Annotated in this window: 12 protein-coding genes and 1 tRNA gene; 6 read left to right on the top strand and 7 right to left on the bottom strand. The window is 64.3% G+C overall.

Annotated features, from left to right (window positions below):
- Positions 1-134: 134 nt before the first annotated feature.
- The 4 genes from HBF24_RS04605 (at position 135) to HBF24_RS04590 (ending at position 7,914) form a co-directional block, all read left to right on the top strand.
- Positions 135-2,525 (top strand): TonB-dependent receptor, encoded by a 2,391-nt coding sequence (locus HBF24_RS04605; protein ID WP_167169643.1) that lies wholly within the window; start codon positions 135-137, stop codon positions 2,523-2,525.
- A gap of 369 nt (positions 2,526-2,894) precedes the next feature.
- The gene (gene ggpS / locus HBF24_RS04600) at positions 2,895-5,219 is read left to right on the top strand and encodes a glucosylglycerol-phosphate synthase (protein ID WP_240922191.1); all 2,325 of its coding nucleotides are present in this window, start codon (positions 2,895-2,897) and stop codon (positions 5,217-5,219) included.
- 123 nt (positions 5,220-5,342) lie between these two features.
- Positions 5,343-6,707, top strand: coding sequence for an MFS transporter (locus HBF24_RS04595; protein ID WP_167170073.1), 1,365 nt, complete (start codon positions 5,343-5,345; stop codon positions 6,705-6,707).
- 106 nt (positions 6,708-6,813) lie between these two features.
- On the top strand, positions 6,814-7,914 hold the full coding sequence (locus HBF24_RS04590; protein WP_167169638.1) for an NADH:flavin oxidoreductase/NADH oxidase: 1,101 nt from the start codon (positions 6,814-6,816) through the stop codon (positions 7,912-7,914).
- Positions 7,915-7,973: 59 nt separating this feature from the next.
- Here HBF24_RS04590 and clpB read toward each other — a convergent pair whose 3' ends face one another.
- Complete coding sequence (gene clpB / locus HBF24_RS04585; RefSeq protein WP_167169635.1) at positions 7,974-10,559, bottom strand: ATP-dependent chaperone ClpB; 2,586 nt, start codon at positions 10,557-10,559, stop codon at positions 7,974-7,976.
- A gap of 242 nt (positions 10,560-10,801) precedes the next feature.
- On the opposite strand from clpB, the gene HBF24_RS04580 reads away from it, so the two are divergent.
- Positions 10,802-12,091, top strand: coding sequence for a phospholipase D-like domain-containing protein (locus HBF24_RS04580; RefSeq protein WP_167169632.1), 1,290 nt, complete (start codon positions 10,802-10,804; stop codon positions 12,089-12,091).
- Between the two features lie 11 nt (positions 12,092-12,102).
- Here the strand turns inward: HBF24_RS04580 and HBF24_RS04575 are convergent, their stop codons facing one another.
- From HBF24_RS04575 to rluD, 3 genes are all read right to left on the bottom strand, one after another.
- Positions 12,103-13,302 carry an MFS transporter gene (locus HBF24_RS04575; RefSeq protein WP_167169629.1) on the bottom strand — a complete coding sequence of 400 codons (1,200 nt, stop codon included), beginning with the start codon at positions 13,300-13,302 and terminating at the stop codon, positions 12,103-12,105.
- A gap of 89 nt (positions 13,303-13,391) precedes the next feature.
- Positions 13,392-14,147 carry a peptidoglycan editing factor PgeF gene (pgeF, locus tag HBF24_RS04570; RefSeq protein WP_167169626.1) on the bottom strand — a complete coding sequence of 252 codons (756 nt, stop codon included), beginning with the start codon at positions 14,145-14,147 and terminating at the stop codon, positions 13,392-13,394.
- Entirely contained in the window at positions 14,144-15,106 is a 963-nt protein-coding gene (rluD, locus tag HBF24_RS04565; RefSeq protein ID WP_167169623.1) for a 23S rRNA pseudouridine(1911/1915/1917) synthase RluD, read from the bottom strand. Before rluD ends, pgeF begins: the two co-directional genes overlap by 4 nt.
- A 69-nt stretch (positions 15,107-15,175) precedes the next feature.
- On the opposite strand from rluD, the gene HBF24_RS04560 reads away from it, so the two are divergent.
- Positions 15,176-15,991 carry an outer membrane protein assembly factor BamD gene (locus tag HBF24_RS04560; RefSeq protein ID WP_167169620.1) on the top strand — a complete coding sequence of 272 codons (816 nt, stop codon included), beginning with the start codon at positions 15,176-15,178 and terminating at the stop codon, positions 15,989-15,991.
- Positions 15,992-16,096: 105 nt separating this feature from the next.
- Here the strand turns inward: HBF24_RS04560 and HBF24_RS04555 are convergent, their stop codons facing one another.
- The 3 genes from HBF24_RS04555 to HBF24_RS04545 all read right to left on the bottom strand — a co-directional run bounded on the left by HBF24_RS04555 (position 16,097) and on the right by HBF24_RS04545 (position 17,196).
- Positions 16,097-16,432, bottom strand: coding sequence for a hypothetical protein (locus HBF24_RS04555; RefSeq protein ID WP_167169617.1), 336 nt, complete (start codon positions 16,430-16,432; stop codon positions 16,097-16,099).
- Positions 16,433-16,573: 141 nt separating this feature from the next.
- A complete protein-coding gene (locus HBF24_RS04550; RefSeq protein ID WP_167169615.1) occupies positions 16,574-16,795 on the bottom strand; it encodes a hypothetical protein in 222 nt (73 codons plus the stop codon).
- Between the two features lie 324 nt (positions 16,796-17,119).
- A tRNA-Asn gene (locus tag HBF24_RS04545) sits at positions 17,120-17,196 on the bottom strand.
- Positions 17,197-17,207 lie beyond the last annotated feature (11 nt).

The following is a 17,207-nucleotide window of genomic DNA, read 5'->3' as shown; positions in this document are numbered from 1 at the left end:
GAAGTATATCGCCAATGGTCATGTTTCCATTCGTTGACTGCCTGGCTGCGCGGCTCTAGTTTGGATTTCGTTAAACCCCGGTCACCACACCGGTTTTTCCGCCGCACTGGCGCGGCCTTTTGGGGAGCAAACCAATGAGCCATTACAACGGGATCACCCGTACCGCCCTCGCCGCGGCCTTGACCGCCGCGCTGGCCGCACCGGCGTTTGGTCAGGACAGCGGCAGCAAGGACACCAAGGATGCCACCGCCATCAAGACCGTGGTGGTGACCGGCACGCGCGCCTTCAACCGCACCGAGGCCGACTCCATGGCGCCGATCGACGTGCTGACGCCGACCGACCTCAAGGACACCGGCGCGGCCAACCTGGCCACGGCGCTGCGCACCCTGCTGCCGTCGTTCAACTTTCCTCAGCCGTCGGTGACCGATGCCACCGACGCTACCCAACCGGCCCAGCTGCGCGGTCTCTCGCCGGACGAAACACTGGTGCTGATCAACGGCAAGCGCCAGCACACCACCTCCATCGTCAACGTCAACGGCTCGCTGGGTCGCGGCTCATCGCCGGTCGACATCAATGCCATACCCATAAATGCTATCGATCACATTGAGGTATTGCGCGATGGCGCGGCCGCGCAATACGGCTCCGACGCCATCGCCGGCGTCATCAACATCATCCTCAAGGGCGGCGCCGAGCATGGCTCGGTGAACGTCACCCGCGGCCAGTGGGACGGCGGTGACGGCGATACCTGGCAGGGCGGCGCCGACGGCGGCTTCAACCTGGGCAGCAAGGGCTGGGTACACTTGAGCGCCAACTACACCAAGCAGGACCCGACCAACCGTGCCGGCCCCGACACGCGCTATCCGGGCGATCCCACCTATGGTCAGGTGACCTTCCACTACGGCCTGCCTGAAACCAAGGCCAAGCAGGGTGCGATCAACTTCCAGTACGACCTGACCGACCACGCTCAGTTGTACGGCTTCAGTCTGTTCAACAAGCGTGATGTGCACGCCGGTGGCTTCTTCCGCTCGCTGTCCACCTACGCCGACAGCTACCCCGGTGCCGCGGCCACCTATCCGAACGGCTACCTGCCGATCGAGAACAGCTCCATCCGCGACGATTCGGAAGTGCTGGGCATCCGTGGCGAGGCCAGTGGCTGGCATTACGATGTCAGCGCCAATACCGGCGGCAACCACTGGAAGCTCAATACCTCCAACACCTACAACTATTCGCTGGACCCCGATTCGCCGACCGGCTTCTACATCGGCACGCTGACCAATCGCGACAAGCTGCTCAACGCCGACTTCAGCAAGAACGTGGACATGGGCCTGTCCAGCCCGGTGACTGTGGCCTGGGGGCTGGAATACCGCCACCAGTCGTTCACCATCAAGCAGGGTGATGCGGCCTCGTACGCCGGTGCCGGCGCGCAGGTCTATCCCGGTTACACGCCGGAGGATGCCGGCACGCACAACCGCCACGACACCGCCGAGTACGTGGATCTGGAAGGCGATGTCACCTACAACTTCTCGGCCGGCCTGGCGGTGCGTCACGAGCGCTACAGCGATTTTGGCAACACCACCTCCTGGAAGGCCTCGGGCCGCTACGCCTTCAACGACACGCTGGCGCTGCGTGGCACGGTGTCGACCGGCTTCCGCGCGCCATCGCTGCAGCAGGAGTACTACTCCAGCACCGCCATCAACTTCGTCTCCGGCGCCGATGGCCAGCTGGTGCCTTACACCGTGCGCACCTTCCCGGTAGACGATCCGGCCGCGCAGGCGCTGGGCGCACAGGCGCTGAAGCCGGAGAAATCCCACAACTACAGTGCCGGCCTGGTGTTCACGCCGCTCAACGGGCTGTACGCGACGCTGGACTTCTACCGCATCGACATCGACAACCGCATCATCCTGTCCGGCAACCTGGTCGGCACCGATGTGCAGAACTACCTGACCTCGGTCGGCATTCCGTTTGTCAGCGGCGGGCGCTTCTTCACCAACGCCATCGACACGCGCACCGACGGGGTCGACCTGGTGGCCAGCTACCCGATCCACTTCACCGGCTCGACGCTGAAACTGACCGGCGGCTTCAACCACAACGCAACCAGCATCCAGAAGATCGCCGCCAACCCGCCGCAGCTGGGCCTGAACGGACTGACCCTGCCGATCATCGACCGCACCGAGCAGGGCCGCGTCACCGATGGCTCGCCCAAGTCCAAGACCTTCCTCTCGGCCAACTGGAGCGTGGGCAACTGGCAGATCCATGGTCAGGCCACCCGTTACGGGCAGTGGACCAGTTACGGCTCCACCTCGGCCAGCGACCAGACCTACGCTGCGCGCTATCTGCTCGATGCCTCGGTGGCCTACCACATGGACGACTGGACCTTCACCGTGGGCGGCAACGACATCAACAATGCCTACCCGGAAAAATCCAGCGACGCCAACAACTATCACGGCATCCTGCCCTACCCCAGCTCGTCGCCGTTCGGCTTCTCCGGCGCGTATTACTACGTGACCGCAGCACTGCACTGGTAAGCGCTGACACACAACCTAAACCCTGGGCAAACGCCCAACGGATACGGGGCCGATCCATTCGGCCCCGTATGCTATCTTGCATAGCACCATTCCATAATCGTATGGGTGTCGCTGACGTTCCGCCACGGCCGCTGGACCGTATCGCACGCGTGGGGCGTGTCGGAGCAAGCACATACCGCCATGTTGAATGGAGTTGGGGACATCGCCCGGTCGCCGTGCATATCTGCTCGGCATGCTTGGCAACCGAGGTAGTGTGGCATTGCAACATGCTTCGGCATGTCGCCTCCGACTCCGGTCACGGCCACATTGCGCTCACGTCGTGCGAGGCAGGCTGGCGCCCATGTGCATACAGGCACCGAGGAGCTGTTCTTGACTGTCACCACCGACACCGCCGGCACCACCAAAGATCAGGCGCGCGCTGCCAACGATACGCGCTTTTTGTTGGCCACCGATCTGGACGGCACCTTCCTGGCGGGTGCGCCGGAAGATCGCATGCGGCTGTATCAGCTGCTCAGCCGCAACAAGGACATTGCCCTGGTCTACGTGACCGGCCGTGGTCTGGAAGCGGTGCTGCCGCTGCTGGCCGACCCCACCCTGCCACAACCGGACTACATCATCTGCGATGTCGGTGCGACGGTGGTCTATGGCGACAGTTGCCATCCGGTCGAACCTCTGCAGGGCCAGATTGTCGAGCGCTGGCCCGGCGACCAGGCCGTGTTGCAGGCGATTGGCGACGCCGACGGACTGTTGCTGCAGGATGTGCCGCAGGAACGCCGCGTCTCGTTCTATTGCGACGAGGAGGCGATCACGCCGACGCTGGAAGAGGCCGTCGAGGAACTGGGCTGCGAGCTTCTGTATTCGGCCAACCGCTACCTGGATATTCTGCCCAAAGGCGTCAACAAGGGCAGCACACTGCAGGCGCTGATCAACCATCTGGGCCTGCCCGATGAACGGGTGCTGGTCTCCGGCGACACCATGAACGATCAGTCGCTGTACGGACGAGGCTATCGCGGCGTATGTGTGGGGCGCGCCGAAAAACGCCTGCTCGACCACACGCGCGACTTCAAGGATGTACTGCATGCCAGCCGCCATGGTTGCGGCGGCATCCTGGAGGCGCTGGGCCACTTCAATCTGATGGAAGAGGCCCAACTCGACACCAGCGCCGATGCCCACGAAACCGGCAAGGCCGAACTGGTCATGGTCTACCACCGCCTGCCCTACGAGGAGGTGGTGGAGAAAGGCACTATCAAGCGCCGCCGGCCGCGCTCGCCCAACGGCATCATTCCGACCCTGTTGTCATTCTTCGCCGATGGCCGCAAGGGTTCGTGGGTAGCCTGGTCGATCCATGATCCCAAGCTGGGTGACTTTGAAACCCACACGGTGGTCGACGCCGAGCAATATCCCAACCTGACCGCCGCCCGCGTGGCGCTGCGCAAGCAGGATGTGGATATCTTCTACAAGAGCTTTTCCAAGGAGGCGTTCTGGCCGCTGCTGCACACCTTCTGGGAGCGCGCGCGATTCCGCGAGGATCACTGGCAGGTGTTCTGCAAGGTCAATCGCACCTTCGCCGAGCGCGCCGCCGCGGAGGCCGCCGAAGGCGCCACGGTATGGATCCACGACTACAACCTGTGGATGGTGCCGGCGTACCTGCGCGAGCTGCGCCCGGATGTGCGCATCGCCTTCTTCCATCACACGCACTTCCCGTCGGCCGACGTATTCAATGTAGTACCGTGGCGCCGCGCCATCATCGGTAGTCTGCTGCAATGTGACTATGTGGGCTTTCACATCCCGCGCCAGGTGGAGAACTTCGTCGACGTGGTACGCGGTGTGGCACCGGTGGAAGTGCTCGAATCGGAAAGCTGCGCGCCGCGCTTCTTAAGCTACGGCTGCGCCGTGGGCCTGGACCAGATGAGCACCGCCATTGATGTTGGTGGACGCCGCGTGCATCTGGGCGCCCACCCGGTGGGCCTGGATGTGGGCCGCGCCGAGCGCCTGGTCAACACGGATGAATCCAAGCGCCGCATCGAACGCCTGCGCAACGAACTCAACGGCCAGAAACTGCTGCTGTCGGTCGAGCGCCTGGATTACACCAAGGGCACGCTGCAGAAGCTGCAGGCCTTCGAGCGCCTGCTGGAGCGATCCCCGGAGCTGCATGGCGAAATAACGCTGGTCTGCATCTGCGTGCCGGCAGCCAAGGAGATGACCATCTATCGCCAGCTGCAGACGCAGATCGAACAAGTGGTTGGACGCATCAACGGCCGCTATTCGCGGCTGGGCTGGACGCCACTGCAATTCTTCTTCCGCCCGCTGCCGTTCGAGGAGCTGCTGGCCTATTACGCGCTGACCGACGTGATGTGGATCACGCCGCTGCGCGATGGCCTGAATCTGGTGGCCAAGGAATTTGTCGCCGTACAGGGCAGCACCGGTGGCTGTGGCGTACTGGTGCTGTCCGAGTTTGCCGGCGCCGCCGCGGAGATGAAGGGCGCGCTGCTGACCAATCCACACGATATCGAGGATCTGGTCGAGGTGTGCCTGCACGCACTGAGTCTGGAAAAGCAGGAGGCCTGCCGACGTCTGCGCGGGCTGTTCGATATCGTGCAGCACTACGATGTGGCTCGTTGGGGTCAGGACTTCCTCGATGCCGTCGAAGCCACGGAAGGTGATTCTTCCGCCATTGGCGAAACCGCCGGCTGAGCATAGAGTGTGATCGGGGCGCCCGGCATCGGCGCCCCTGTCCTGGCTTGGTCATGCCCTTTTCATCTCCACCCCGCGCGGCCCGCCGCTCGCGCCCGTATTTCGACGCTCATGGTCCGAACGATCCGACCCATTGCCTCGCTGCTGGCCGGTGTCGCCCTGCTTCTGCTGGGCGCCGGCCTGCTCAACACGCTGATTCCCCTGCGTGGCAGCACACTGGGCTTCTCCGATACCCTGCTCGGCACGCTGACGTCGGCCTACTTCATCGGCTTTTTCCTTGGCACTTATGCCGCCACGCCGCTGATCCGCCGCATTGGCCACATCCGTGCCTTTGCCTTTTGCGCGGCCTGCTGCGCCTGCGTGGTGCTGCTGCACGCCATCGACGCCAACCCATGGTTGTGGGTGGTGCTGCGGCTGTTGGCCGGCATGGCACTGGTGATTCTGTATACGGTGATAGAGAGCTGGCTCAATGCCACCGCCTCACCGGAGCAGCGCGGCACCGTATTTGCCACCTACATGGTGGTGAATCTGGGCGCCTTGGCCGCCGCGCAGCAGTTGCTGCATCTGGATAGCCCCAAGGCGTTCGTGCTGTTTACCGTGGTCGCGCTATTGATCTGCGCGGCGACCATGCCAGTGCTGCTGACGCGCATGATCCAGCCGGTGCTGCAACCACGGCCACGCCTGGAACTGCGCCGACTGTTCCGTGCCGCGCCCAGCGCCGGGGCCGGCGCGCTGCTGTCCGGTCTGACGATGGGCGCGTTCTGGGGCCTGGCGCCGGTCTACGTCACACGGCAGGGCTTTGCGGCCGACCAGGTCGGTACCTACATGAGTGTGGCGATTCTGGGCGGCGCGGTGATGCAGTGGCCGCTGGGGCGTCTTTCCGACCGCCACGACCGGCGCCTGGCACTGATGGTCACCTGTGGGCTGGCGGCGGGCATCGCCGCGATGGCGCCGCTGCTGACCTACGTGCCGTTTGGGCCCTATCTTGCCATTTTCGTTTTCGGTGGCATGTCCTTTGCCATCTATCCCATCGTGGTCGCACATCTGCTCGACCACCTGCCTCCAGAGGACCTGGTCTCGGCCTCCAGCTCGGTGCTGCTGCTCAACGGGCTGGGCTCGGCGATCGGTCCGCTGATCGCCGGCGTGCTGATGTCGACGATCGCGCCGTGGGCGCTGTTCGCCTGGTTTGCCGTGACCGAGGGCCTGCTGGCGCTGTATGCCGGCTACCGCTACCAGGTCCGTCACCGCGAGCTCAACGAGGATAGCCAGTTCATGCCGATGATGCGCACCACGCCGGCCGCGTTCGAAATGCTGCCTGGTCTGGAAGGCGAGCACGAGGAACAAGGCGCCGAAGCGGCCTGGGCCGGGGACGGCGGCGAAGGCGCCTTTGCCGAAGACGACATGGAAGCGACCACTGCCATGGCCGATGACGACAGCGATGAAGACGATCACGCCGGCCACCACCCGCACACCGGCACGCGCCTCTAGCCCCCCGCGGCACTCCGACCAAGGTCGCGGCGTGCTTGCATCGCCGCGGCGGTGTCCGCACCTGAAGGGGTCTGTCGTCACCCTTTGATGCCAAGGAAATTCGCCTGTGAGCCAGCTGTTCTCGCCCCTGTCGCTGGGGCCGCTTGATCTTCGCAACCGCATCGTGGTCGCGCCGATGTGCCAGTATTCGGCCGACGACAGCAACGCCAGCGACTGGCATCTGATGCATCTGGGGCAGCTGGCCATCTCCGGCGCCGGATTGCTGATACTGGAGGCGACCGCGGTGGAATCGCGCGGGCGCATCACCTTCGCCGACCTTGGCCTTTACCGCGATGCCAACGAACGCGCACTGGCCAAGGTACTGACCTCGGTGCGCGGCATGGCCGATATCCCGCTGGGCATTCAGCTGGCCCACGCCGGACGCAAGGCGTCCACGCAGCGCCCCTGGGATGGCGGCGGTGTGATCGCATCAAGTCACCCTGATGGCTGGCAGACCATCAGCGCCAGTGACCAGCCCTTCGAGCCGGGCACGCCCGCCCCGGTGGCCATGAGCGAGGCGGATATCGATGCGGTGGTCGATGCCTTTGCGCAGGCCGCGCGACGTGCCGATCGCCTGGGCCTGGATCTGATCGAGATCCACGGCGCCCACGGCTATCTGCTGCACCAGTTTTTGTCACCGCTGAGCAACGCGCGTCGCGACGCCTACGGTGGCAGCCTGGCCAATCGCATGCGGCTGGCGCTGCGCGTGTTCGATGCCACCCGCGAAGCCGTGTCCGAGCGTGTCAGCGTCGGCATGCGCATCTCGGCCACCGACTGGGCCGAAGGCGGCTGGGATCTGGAACAGAGCATCGCGCTGGCCAAGGCGCTGGATGCGCGCGGTTGTCACTTTATCCATGTTTCCAGCGGCGGCCTGACCCCGCAGCAGCAGATCGCCGCCGGCCCCAACTACCAGGTGCCGTTTGCCCAGGCCATCAAGACCGAGGTGGCGATGCCGGTGATCGCCGTCGGCCTTATCACCGAGCCTGCACAAGCCGAGCAGATTCTGGCCGAGGGTTGCGCCGATGCCGTTGCCCTGGCCCGCGCCATGCTCTACAACCCGCGCTGGCCCTGGCACGCGGCCGCCGAGCTGGGCGATACGGTGACGGCACCGCCTCAGTATCTGCGCAGCGCACCGCATGGCGCCAAGGCCCTGTTTCAGGCGCCTTGACCACCTCAGCACAAGAAAGCCCCGACGCGTGCGCCGGGGCTTTTTTAATGCCAGGTGGGTCAGACGCTGCGAAAATTCAGCTGGCTGCCATGGGCATCGACCTCGATGGTTTCGCCTGCGCTGAAGGTTCCAGCCAGAATGCGCTGGGCCAGCGGATTCTCCAACTGCTGCTGGATCGCACGCTTCAACGGCCGCGCGCCGTAGACCGGATCAAAGCCCACCGAGGCCAGCATGTCCAACGCCGCATCACTGACCTCCAGCTTGAGCTGACGCTCGGCCAGACGCTTGTCCAGATAGGCCAGCTGGATACGCGCGATGGCGCGGATCTGGGCCTTCTGCAGTGGGCGGAACACCACCAGTTCGTCCAGGCGGTTGATGAACTCGGGCCGGAAATGCCCTTGCACCACACCCATCACCGAGGCCTTCATCTGCGTGTAGGCCTGCTCCGAATCATCACCGTCCATTTCCTGGATAAGCTGCGAGCCCAGGTTCGATGTCATCACGATGACCGTATTGCGGAAGTCCACCGTACGGCCCTGGCCGTCGGTCAGGCGGCCGTCGTCGAGCACCTGTAGCAGGATGTTGAACACATCCGGATGCGCCTTCTCGACCTCATCGAGCAGGATCACGCTGTAGGGGCGCCGACGCACCGCCTCGGTCAGATAGCCGCCTTCCTCGTAGCCGACATAGCCCGGCGGGGCACCGATCAGGCGCGCCACGGAGTGCTTCTCCATGAACTCGCTCATGTCGATGCGCACCATCGCTTCCTCGGTATCGAACAGGAAGCCGGCCAGCGCCTTGCACAGCTCGGTCTTGCCAACGCCCGTAGGCCCCAGGAACAGGAACGAACCGTACGGGCGATTGGGGTCGGAAAGTCCGGCACGCGCGCGGCGGATGGCATCGGACACGGCGGTCACCGCCTCGTCCTGGCCAACCACGCGCTCATGCAGCGCCTGCTCCATGTGCAGCAGTTTCTCGCGCTCGCCTTCGAGCATCTTGGATACCGGAATGCCGGTCCAGCGGCTGACCACCTCGGCAATCTCCTCCTCGGTGACGCGGTCCTGCACCAGCTTGAAGTCCTGCTGTTCGGCGGCCTGCGCGGCGGCCAGCTGCTTTTCCAGTTCCGGCAGACGACCGTACTGGATCTCGCTCATCTTGCCGTAGTCCTGATGGCGCTGCGCCGACTCCAGCTCCAGACGTGCGCGTTCGATCTGCTCCTTGATCTTGGTCGCCCCTTGCAGCGCGGCCTTCTCTGATTTCCAGACCTCGTTCAGATCGGCGAACTCACGCTCCTGCGTGGCGATTTCCGCTTCCAGATCGGCCAGACGCTGCCGCGAGGCATCGTCCTTTTCCTTCTTCAGCATCTCGCGCTGGATCTTCTGCTGGATCAGCCGGCGCTCCAGGCGATCGAGCTCTTCCGGCTTGGAGTCGATCTCCATGCGGATGCGGCTGGCCGCTTCGTCCATCAGGTCGATGGCCTTGTCCGGCAGCTGGCGGTCGGTGATGTAGCGATTGGACAGCGTGGCCGCGGCGACGATGGCCGGGTCGGTGATCTCCACGCCGTGATGCACGGCGTAGCGCTCCTTGAGGCCGCGCAGGATGGCAATGGTGTCCTCCACGCTGGGCTCGCCAACGAACACCTTCTGGAAGCGGCGCTCCAGCGCGGCGTCCTTTTCCACATACTGGCGATATTCGTCCAGGGTGGTGGCGCCGATGCAATGCAGTTCGCCGCGCGCCAGCGCCGGCTTCAACATGTTGCCGGCATCCATGGCACCGTCGCCCTTGCCGGCGCCGACCATGGTGTGAAGCTCGTCGATGAACAGGATGACGCGGCCTTCCTGCTTGGACAGATCCTTGAGCACGGCTTTGAGGCGCTCTTCGAATTCGCCACGGAACTTGGCGCCGGCGATCAATGCGCCCATGTCCAGGCTGAGCACACGCCGGTCGCGCAGACCCTCGGGCACTTCGCCGTTGATGATGCGCTGGGCCAGGCCTTCGACAATGGCGGTCTTGCCCACGCCCGGCTCGCCGATCAGCACCGGGTTGTTCTTGGTACGTCGCTGCAACACCTGGATGGTGCGGCGAATTTCCTCGTCGCGGCCGATCACCGGATCAAGCTTGCCGCTCTCGGCACGCTCGGTCAGGTCGATGGTGTATTTGGACAACGCCTGGCGCTGATCCTCGGCGCCTTCGCTCTGCACCGACTCGCCACCGCGCATGGCTTCGATGGCCGCGTCGATATTGGCCTTGGTGGCGCCGGCCTTGGCCAGCGCGTTGCCGACCTCGCCCTTTTCCTCGACACAGGCACGCACGAACAGCTCGCTGGCGATGAACTGATCGCCGCGCTGCTGGGCCAGTTTGTCGGTGAGGTTGAGCACGCGGCCCAGCTCGCTGCCCATGTTGATGGTGCCTTCCTGACCCTTCACCGTAGGCAGGCGCTCCAGGATTTCGCCCAGGCGCTGGCGCAGTGCCGGCACGTTGACGCCGGCGTGCGACAGCAAGGGGCCGGCCGAGCCACCCTGCTGATCGAGCAGCGCAACCAGCACGTGCACCGGTTCCAACATGTTGTTGTCGCGCCCCACCGCCAGCGACTGTGCGTCGGCCAGCGCCTGCTGGAAGCGCGAAGTGAGTTTGTCCATTCGCATGATGATGATTCCCCACTTGGATTCACATGGCGGTCAGTTGCCGCCGCTGCACTGCGATGTGCGGTCCCCGGCACGCGGATTCAAGCAATGGTCAAACATATATGGCTGCGCTTGGCAAGTGCCTGGCGTATGCGGCACGTCCACAAGCGCAAGACACCCGATCACGAGACATGGACCCGCACACTGGCATGCTGCCGGACTCGAGGGCTCTTTGAGGCCCGCCATATTTTGTGCTTTCGAATATGCGTGTCCGCCACCGTCTGCTCATCCGCTCAGGCTACCTGCTGGCCGGCATTATCCTGACGCTGGTGATCACGCTGCTGGTAATGAACCTGCTGCCCCAGGAAAAACAGCTTTCGCGCCCCCTGCAAGGCATCGACGCCGTGCACAGCACGCAGTTTCGCCACGAGGTGGCCAGCGTGCTGGGCGAGGCGGTGCACTCGGGCAATCAGGTGACCGACCTGCAAAATGGCAAGCACATTTTCCCGGCCATGCTCGATGCCATCGACCACGCGCAGTACAGCATCAACATGGAGGCCTACATCTTCTGGTCCGGTCACGTGATGCACAAGTTTGTCGATGCACTGACCTCGCGCGCCCGCGCTGGCGTAAAGGTACATGTGCTGGCCGATTGGATCGGCGCGCGCAACCTGGATGACAAGGTAGTTCGCCAACTGCGTGCTGGCGGTGTCAAATTCGAATACTTCCACCCATTGCACTGGTACGACATCGACCGCCTCAACAACCGTACACACCGGCGCCTGCTGATTGTTGACGGCAAAGTGGCCTTCACCGGCGGGGTAGGTATCGCCGACTCTTGGGGTGGTGAGGCGCGCAGCAAGGGGCACTGGCGCGACATGCAGTTCCGCGTCACCGGGCCTGCCGCCGCGCAACTACAGGCGGTGTTCGAAGACAACTGGATCACCACCACCGGCCACGTACTGCTGGGCCCACACGACTATCCGCTGCTCAAGCGGCGGGGCGATATGGATGCGCAGGTGTTCTCCAGCTCGCCTGAAGGTGGCAGCGAGAACATGCAGCTGATGTACCTGATGGCGATTGACGGTGCGCGTCAGTCGATCGACCTGGAGGCGGCCTACTTTGTGCCCGACCGGCTGACCATTCGCGCGCTCAAGCGGGCCATCGCCCGCGGCGTGAAGGTGCGCATCGTGCTGCCCGGCAAGGACGACGCCGGCTTCGTGCTGGGTGCCTCCAAGCACTCATGGGGCCCGATGCTGAAGGCCGGCGCTCAGCTGTATCGGTATCAGCCGTCCAAGTTTCACTGCAAGATGATGATCGTCGATCACTACCTGACCATCGTCGGCTCGGCCAATTTCGACAACCGCTCGTTCAAGCTCAACGACGAGGTCAATCTCAACGTCTACAACGCCGGCTTCGCCCGGCACATGACGCAGGTGGTCGATCAGGACATTGCCCACGCGCGCCGCTACACGCTGGCCGACTGGAAGGCCCGCCCCTGGCACACCAAGCTTTACGACCGCCTGGCCGCGTTGACCGACCCGCTGCTGTAGCCGGACAGCGCTCAGTGGCCATCCTTCTTTGGCGCGCCGCTCTGTCCGAACAACAGGCCCAGCACCAGGGCCGCCACGCTGATCGCGCCGCCGGTCAGGCACACGCCCCGCCAGCCCGCCCAGCTGAAGGCCATGCCCGAGACCAGCGAGCCGAATGCACCACCCAGGAAGTAGCAGGTCATGTAGGCCGAGGTCAGGCGATTGCGTGCCCGCGCGTCCAGACTATAGATCAGGCCCTGATTGGTCACGTGCACGCCCTGCACGGCCAGGTCCAGCACCACAATGCCGATGATCAGTGCGGCAAGACTATGACTGCCCATGTCGATGGCCACCCATGACAACGCCAGCAGTGCCAAGCCGATCAGCGTACTCCAGCGGGTGCGGCCGTGATCGGCCAGACGCCCGGCGGCGCTGGCGGCCAGCGCGCCGGCAGCACCGACCAGACCGAACAGGCCGATCACGCTGTCGTGATAATGGTAGGGCGGGCGTGCCAGCAGGAAGGCCAGGGAGGTCCAAAGCACACTGAAAGCGGCGAACAGCAGGCCGCCGATCGCCGCCCGCGCACGCAGCAGCGGCTCCTCGACAAACAGCTTGAGCACCGACAGCAGCAGGCGCGGATAGCGCATACCGGCATGCGAATGATGGCGCGGCAACATGCGCCACAGCACCAGCGCACAGATCAGCATCAGGCCGGCGGCGACAAAGTAGATGGTGCGCCAGCCGCCCACCAGCGCCAGCGCGCCGGCGGCGGTGCGTGCCAACAGGATGCCGATCAGCAGTCCGCTCATGACCGTACCGACCACGCGGCCACGCTCGTGGTCGGCGGCCAGCGTCGCCGCAAAGGGCACCAGCAGTTGCGCCACCACCACGAACAGGCCGGTCAGCGCGGTGCCGGCAAACAGCACCCAGACCGTTGGTGCCGCGCCACTGATCACCAAGCCGATGGCCGACAGCACCGTCATCAGCACGATCAACCGGCGCTTTTCGAACAGGTCGCCCAGCGGTACCAGCAACATCAGGCCAATGGCGTAGCCGGCCTGACCGGCGGTGATCAGCGTGCCAGCCGCGGTGCTGGACATGTCAAACTGACGGGCGATGGTATCCAGCAGAGGCTGGGCGTAATAGTTGGACGCCACGGCCAAACCGGTCGCCGTGGCCATGACGGCAACGATGGAGCGCGAAAGCCGCGCCGAATGCGAATGTTCGCTCATGCAATAAACCTTGGAACGGAAGCGGCCGCACCGGACGATGCGGGGCATCACCCCCGCATGCCATCGGCGGCCCGTGACGTAGCTGCCACTTAAGTCGCAGACAACCAGATTAGGCTGGCAAAACGGCCACTGCGCGTGCCATCGCGCCGGTAGGAGTAAAAGCGCGTGTCGATGAAGGTGTCGATCTGGGCGCCGGAAATGTGGGTCACACCCGCCATTTGCAGGCGCTGGCGAGCCAGCAGCGGCAAGTCGGCCAGCCAGTGTCCGGGGCGGCTTGGCGTGAATGCGCAGGCGGCGTCGGGCCGATCGCGCACGAACGCCTCGCGCACCTCGGCACCAATTTCATACGAGGCCGCCCCGATGCACGGGCCCAGCCAGGCCCGCACCCGCGATGCCGGCGTATGCATGGCCGCCAGCGTCGCTTCCAGCACGCCGCCGGCCAACCCGCGCCAGCCGGCGTGCGCGGCGCCGATTTCCGAGCCGTCTTCGGCGCACAACAGCACCGGCAGGCAATCGGCGGTAAGGATGGCCAGCACGGTGCCCGGCACATGGCTGACCGCGGCATCGGCTTCGGGCACCACCTCGCCCGCCAGCGGGCCCAGCTGGGCCACCCGGGTGCCATGCACCTGGCGCAACCAGCGCGGCGCCGAGGGCAGGCCCAAGCCCTGCGCCAGCGCCTCGCGGTTGGCCTGCACGGTATCGGCATGATCGCCGGCACTCGTGCCCAGGTTGAAGCGCTCGAACGGTGGCGCCGACGAGCCCGGCCCGTGACGCGTGGTCACGGCGGCACCGACGCCACGCGGCGCCGACCAGTCGGGGATCAGCCACGGCTCGAGCTGGCTCATGCGTGCTGCTCGTGATCGGCACGCAGGGCGTTGATCAACGCGCTCATGTCATCGGGCCGCTGGACCTCGAAATGCATCGCCTCGCCACTGACCGGATGCTCGAAGGCCAGCTGTTCGGCATGCAGCGCCTGACGCCTGAATCCTTGCAGGGTGTCGACCAGTGCCGGCGTCGCCGAGCGCGGCAGGCGCAAATGGCCGCCGTACAACGGATCGCCGACCAGCGGATGGCCGATATGCGCCATGTGCACGCGAATCTGATGCGTGCGCCCGGTTTCCAGCTGGCACTGCACCACGGTGTGGGCGCGAAAGCGCTCGCGCAGGCGGTAATGCGTGACTGCACGCTTGCCGTTGCGCTCGTCACGCACGGCCTGACGAAGGCGATCGACCGGATGCCGCCCCAACGGTGCATCCACCGTGCCGCCGGCCACCATCGGCGCACGCACCACCGCCTCGTACTGGCGATGCACGTCGTGGCGCGACAGCATGTCCACCAACTTGGTGTGTGCGGCCAGCGAGCGGGCGATCACCATCAGGCCGGAAGTATCCTTGTCCAGGCGATGCACGATCCCTGCGCGCGGCAGGTGCGCCAGCTCCGGATCCAGATGCAGCAAGGCGTTCTGCAGCGTACCCGAGGCATTGCCGGCGCCCGGATGCACCACCAGCCCGGCCGGCTTGTTGATCACCAGCAGGTGTTCGTCGCGGTAGCGCACATCCAGCTCGATGGCCTGGGGCAGCATCTCGACCTCAGGCTCAGGCTGCACGCGAATCTCCACCACCTCGCCGCCATGCAGCAGGTGTTTGGGCGCGACCGTGGCCTCATCCAGGGTCACAAGGCCGTCGCGGATCCACGCCGTCAGGCGCGATCGCGAGTAATCGGGGAACATCGCTGCCAGGGCCTGGTCCAACCTGCGACCGGCCGCTTCCAGGGGTACTTCGACCCGGTGGTGTATCTCGTTCATCGCTCCCTCCCCGGCACCATGCCGGTTTGGGCTATCATGACTGTTCGCTCAAGCATCTAAAATTCTCACATGCGTGTTGCCAAGCTGCTATTTCTCATCGCCCTGGCCGCCGTTCTCTCGGCGTGCGCCAGCTTCAATTCGCGCAACCAACTGGACACGCTGCCGGTGGCCAAGCTCTACGCCAAGGGCACCCAGTCATTGCGCAACCACAACTATGGTGCGGCCGAACAGGAGTTCCAGCGCCTCATCGCGCGCTTCCCGTCAGGCAAGTACAACGAGCAGTCGCAGATTGATCTGGCCTATGCCCAGTACAAGGACAACAAGCCGGACGACGCCTACTCGACCATCGACCGCTTTATCCGCACCTATCCGACCAACAAGCATATCGACTATGCCTATTATCTGCGCGGTCTGATCAACTTTGATCGCACCTCCGGCTTCGTCGAGCGCTTCGTCTCGCGTGACAAGTCGCGACGTGACCAGGGCTTCCGCCTGAAGGCGTTTGACGACTTCAGCCAGCTCACCCGTCGCTTCCCGGGCAGCAAGTACGCCCCGGATGCACGTCAGCGCATGATCTTCCTGCGCAACGGCCTGGCCCAGTTCGAGATCAACGTGGCCGAATTCTACCTGCGCACCAAGGCCTACGTGGCCGCCGCGCATCGCGCCAAGTACGTGATCGAGCACTATCAGCAGGCGCCTCAGGCCGGCGATGCGCTGGCCATCCTGGCCAATGCCTACAGCAAGCTGGGTCGCGACAAGCTGGCCGCACAGACCGACAAGGTATTGGCAGCCAACTACCCGCAGCATCCGTATCTGAAGGACAAGGGTTGGCCGCATCACCCGTCCATCTTGCGTCGCATGATCCCGTTCTCCGGGCATCATTAAGGCTACGGTCGCCCCGGCGACGGGGCACCCAAGAAAAAAAGCCGGCCTTGAAGGCCGGCTTTTTTATGTCTTGGAGAGTGGCCTCAGGCTATGGAGCACCGCAATTCAGCGTCGCGGCGTAAGCATGCGGCGTGGCGCACTTAGGCCGGGACGTGCGCACGAGGCAGCAGCGCCTTCCATGCTCACATCCGGCAAGGGTGCCTGCTGGGCGCTTGCGTCCAGGGCCTCGGCAATACGCATGCAGGCCGAAAGCTCGGCTTCATCGAAGGCGCCAAACAAGTCGCCCGCGACCATGTTGTCCGGCTGGATGTCACCAATGCTGGGAATGTCGATGCGATGGACCCGCCATTGCTGCTGCTCCAGGCCCATCTTGACCACGAACTCGACGCCACGATGGCGGCTCTTGCGGGTAATCTGATCGCCAGGCCGGTACGGAATCATGCGCGACAAACCTCAAAAAATCTGACCTGCATCGATGATGGTACGAGCACCATCCACCGAGCAAGGTACTAGTGCACATCACAGGTGTGATGGCTCCCGCAACCGCGATCCGGTTCACACTGCAGCACGTGCAGTGGCATCTCAGGCCGCGCCGACGCCAACCCCGTGCCGTTGCGCGGCTGCCCGGATATCGGCTTCCAGATGCGCCATATCGGGCGAGCTGGACTTGGCCATTCCCACCACGGCACCACTGTCATCGGTGAACACCACGTCCCACAGCACCACCCCCATGTCCTCGCGGGTTTCGTACTTGGCCGTCACTGTATTGCCCTTAGGATCATTGAAGCGAAACGCTCTCATCATGACTGGCTCCTTGTCTGCCATCGACACATGATCTAGATGCCACGCGACAGATGCGCTTCCCGGGAAGCGTCGCGCAATCAGGGCAGGGCCCATCGGCATGCCCCACCTTTCCCCAAAATAACCGTGACAGGCACGCGACTGGTCAAGGTAAACAGACACACGCACTGTCACTGGCGATGTTGCAAATTGACGTCAGGCGCATTTTCGAACTGCGTACTGGTCCGCAAAACAACACGACGAGGGCATAAAAAGTCGGGCACAAAAAAACCCGCGACAAGCGCGGGTTTTTTGCTTCATAAACGCGTCAACGCCTATGGATGGAAGTGGCGCCCGAAGTAGGACTCGAACCTACGACCCCCTGATTAACAGTCAAGTGCTCTAACCAGCTGAGCTATTCGGGCAACCGAGTTCT

Origin of the sequence: Oleiagrimonas sp. C23AA, assembly GCF_011759385.1 — a bacterium.
Classification (GTDB): Bacteria; Pseudomonadota; Gammaproteobacteria; order Xanthomonadales; family Rhodanobacteraceae; genus Oleiagrimonas.
The sequence above is the reverse complement of the archived record's forward strand: the minus strand, read 5'-3'. Positions and strand labels throughout refer to the sequence as shown.

What these genes read in the sequence shown, in the direction of transcription:
- HBF24_RS04605 (WP_167169643.1), top strand. Translation starts at nt 135, where the DNA reads ATGAGCCATTACAACGGGATCACCCGTACCGCCCTCGCCGCGGCCTTG.
- clpB (WP_167169635.1), bottom strand. Translation starts at nt 10,559, where the DNA reads ATGCGAATGGACAAACTCACTTCGCGCTTCCAGCAGGCGCTGGCCGAC.
- HBF24_RS04580 (WP_167169632.1), top strand. Translation starts at nt 10,802, where the DNA reads ATGCGTGTCCGCCACCGTCTGCTCATCCGCTCAGGCTACCTGCTGGCC.
- HBF24_RS04575 (WP_167169629.1), bottom strand. Translation starts at nt 13,302, where the DNA reads ATGAGCGAACATTCGCATTCGGCGCGGCTTTCGCGCTCCATCGTTGCC.
- pgeF (WP_167169626.1), bottom strand. Translation starts at nt 14,147, where the DNA reads ATGAGCCAGCTCGAGCCGTGGCTGATCCCCGACTGGTCGGCGCCGCGT.
- rluD (WP_167169623.1), bottom strand. Translation starts at nt 15,106, where the DNA reads ATGAACGAGATACACCACCGGGTCGAAGTACCCCTGGAAGCGGCCGGT.
- HBF24_RS04560 (WP_167169620.1), top strand. Translation starts at nt 15,176, where the DNA reads ATGCGTGTTGCCAAGCTGCTATTTCTCATCGCCCTGGCCGCCGTTCTC.
- HBF24_RS04555 (WP_167169617.1), bottom strand. Translation starts at nt 16,432, where the DNA reads ATGATTCCGTACCGGCCTGGCGATCAGATTACCCGCAAGAGCCGCCAT.
- HBF24_RS04550 (WP_167169615.1), bottom strand. Translation starts at nt 16,795, where the DNA reads ATGATGAGAGCGTTTCGCTTCAATGATCCTAAGGGCAATACAGTGACG.